General features: G+C 62.5%; 3 protein-coding genes and 1 pseudogene. All 4 read right to left on the bottom strand.

The genetic code is table 11. The features are described 5' to 3' along the window. Nucleotides 1-46 precede the first annotated feature (46 nt). A complete protein-coding gene (gene eno, locus EOD07_RS29700; RefSeq protein WP_127237868.1) occupies nucleotides 47-1,321 on the bottom strand; it encodes a phosphopyruvate hydratase in 1,275 nt (424 codons plus the stop codon). Between the two features lie 390 nt (nucleotides 1,322-1,711). Continuing rightward, nucleotides 1,712-2,077 carry a PRC-barrel domain-containing protein gene (locus tag EOD07_RS29705; RefSeq protein WP_073986886.1) on the bottom strand — a complete coding sequence of 122 codons (366 nt, stop codon included), beginning with the start codon at nucleotides 2,075-2,077 and terminating at the stop codon, nucleotides 1,712-1,714. Between the two features lie 71 nt (nucleotides 2,078-2,148). Next, entirely contained in the window at nucleotides 2,149-2,355 is a 207-nt protein-coding gene (locus tag EOD07_RS29710; RefSeq protein ID WP_073986887.1) for a dodecin family protein, read from the bottom strand. A gap of 96 nt (nucleotides 2,356-2,451) precedes the next feature. After that, a pseudogene (locus EOD07_RS29715) lies at nucleotides 2,452-2,721 on the bottom strand (3-deoxy-8-phosphooctulonate synthase); the annotation flags it as partial.

Genomic DNA, 2,721 nt, shown 5'->3' on the forward strand with positions numbered 1-2,721 from the left:
GGGCGGGAATGCCCGCCCTTTTTTAGGATCGTCAGAACAGGCTGGATCAGCCTTTGACCACCGACTTGCCGGCGTAGCGCGCCTGTTTGCCGAGCTCTTCCTCGATACGGATGAGCTGGTTGTATTTGGCCATGCGGTCCGAACGCGACAGGGAGCCGGTCTTGATCTGTCCGCAATTGGTGGCGACCGCGAGGTCGGCGATGGTCGAATCCTCGGTCTCGCCCGAACGGTGCGACATGACCGCGGTGTAGGCCGCCTTGTGCGCGGTCTCGACCGCGTCAAGCGTCTCGGTCAAGGAGCCGATCTGGTTGACCTTGACCAGGATCGAATTGGCGACGCCCATGCGGATGCCGTCGCGCAGCCGAGCCGTGTTGGTGACGAAGAGGTCGTCGCCGACGAGCTGAACCTTCTTGCCGATCAGGTCGGTCAGGATCTTCCAACCTTCCCAGTCGTCCTCGGCAAGGCCGTCCTCGATGGTGATGATCGGATAGTCGGCAGCCAGCTTGGCGAGATACTTGGCCTGCGCCTTGGGATCGCGGGTCTTCTTCTCGCCTTCATAGACATAATTGCCGTCCTTGAAGAACTCGGTCGCCGCGCAGTCGAGGCCAAGCGCCACGTCCTCGCCCGGCTTGAAGCCGGCCTTCTCGATCGATTCCATGATGAAATCGAGCGCCGCCGGCGCGCTCTTCAGGTTGGGGGCGAAGCCGCCCTCGTCGCCGACATTGGTGTTGTGGCCGGCGTCCTTGAGCTTCTTGCGCAGCGTATGGAAAATCTCCGAGCCCCAGCGCACGCCATCGCGCAGCGTCGGCGCGCCGACGGGCAGGATCATGAATTCCTGGAAGTCGATCGGGTTGTCGGCATGGGCGCCGCCATTGATGATGTTCATCATCGGCACCGGCAGGATGTGCGCCTTGGTGCCGCCCACATAGCGGTAGAGCGGCAAGCCAGCGGCCTCGGCCGCGGCCTTGGCGACGGCCAGCGACACGCCGAGGATGGCATTGGCGCCGAGGCGGCTCTTGTTCGGGGTGCCGTCGAGCTCGATCATCGTCTGGTCGATATGGATCTGGTTCTCGGCTTCCATGCCGCCGATCGCCTCGAACAGCTCGCCGTTCACGGCCTCGACCGCGCGCTGGACGCCCTTGCCGAGATAACGTGGTCCGCCGTCGCGCACTTCTACCGCCTCATGCGCGCCGGTCGAGGCGCCCGAGGGCACCGCGGCGCGGCCCATCGAGCCGTCCTCCAGCACCACATCGACCTCGACGGTCGGATTGCCACGGCTGTCCAGGATTTCACGCCCGACAATGTCGATGATGGCGGTCATTTGCGATGTCCCCGATTGATCGATTGAAGCGTCGCGCCCCTCTTAGCCAAAGCGGAAGAAAAGGCAATCGGCGGCGCCGCAATTATTGCCGCGGGCGGGATTCACGAAGCGCAAATTTCTGTCATCATAAGTCATGCGCGTCGTGCGGCCTTCTCATCTATGGTCGCGTTCGCGCGGGGCGAAACAGGAGGAGTTTCGCCATGTCCCAGTTAAGCGGTATCGTGAGTTTGTTCCTGATCACGGCGGCGTTCCTGACGTCATGCGACGATCAGAAGCCCCAGCAGAGTTCGGTAGAGCTATCGACTCTCGGCGCGGCGGAATAGTTTAGACGTCAAAGGCCCCCGGCTCTATTGTCGGGGGCCTTTCGCTTCCAGCGCGCCGATCAAGCGATCAATGCCAATAGGGCTTCACATGGTAATACTGGAATGAAGCGTCGCGCGCGGCTTCGCCGTCGGCGCCAGTCAGTTCCTTGATCGAGTATGCGGGCGCGGCCTGCAGCTGCTCCTTGGTGAATGGTACGACATAGCCGCCTTGATCCTCGTCATAGTCGAGGGTCGCCCACGGGACGGCGTGGTACTTCTCGCCCACGCCAAGGAAACCGCCGAAGCCGATCACGGCGAACATGATGCCGTTCGACATCTTGTCGAGCATCACGTCCTCGATGCTGCCGATGCTCTTGCCTTCGCTGTTATAGACAGACGTGCCGATGACGCGCGAGGCGGCAATGGCTTCAGTGTGCCCGGACGGGGTGGTCATGGTGGTGCTCCTCTCGGTTGAATGCCTGTATTGACAATGAGAGGAGCGCGCTAAGGTTCCCGACGACCTGCTCAGCTGTCGGTGAGGATGAAGGTGACTTTCATGTTGACCCGGTAGGCAGCGATCTTGCCGTCCTCGACGACAATCTTCTGGTCCTGGATCCAGGCGCCTTCGACGTTTTTCAGGGTCTTTGCGGCGCGCGCGATGCCCTTCTCGATGGCATCCTGAAAGCTCTTCTTGGAAGACGACGTGATTTCGGTAACGCGGGCAACGGACATGGCTTCCTCCTGCCAAGACGCTCAGTTACGAAAACGAGCGTAGCCCCGGCTCGGTGCAACCACAAGCCGGCGCAGGATCGAGGTCCGTCGCCGCAGTCAGTGTCCCTTGGCGATACGGTCGAAGGCCATGAGCGTTTCCAGCAGGGCCGGCATGTCCTTGAGAGGCACCATGTTGGGGCCGTCCGAAGACGTCGAATTGTCGGGATCCTGATGGGTCTCGATGAAGACGCCGGCAACGCCAACGGCAACCGCCGCGCGCGCCAGCGTTGCGACGAAGCGCCGTTCGCCGCCCGACGAGCCGCCCTGCCCGCCCGGCTGCTGGACGGAATGGGTGGCGTCGAAAATCACCGGGGCGCCGATCTCGGC

This window comes from Mesorhizobium sp. M2C.T.Ca.TU.002.02.1.1 (genome assembly GCF_003997225.1).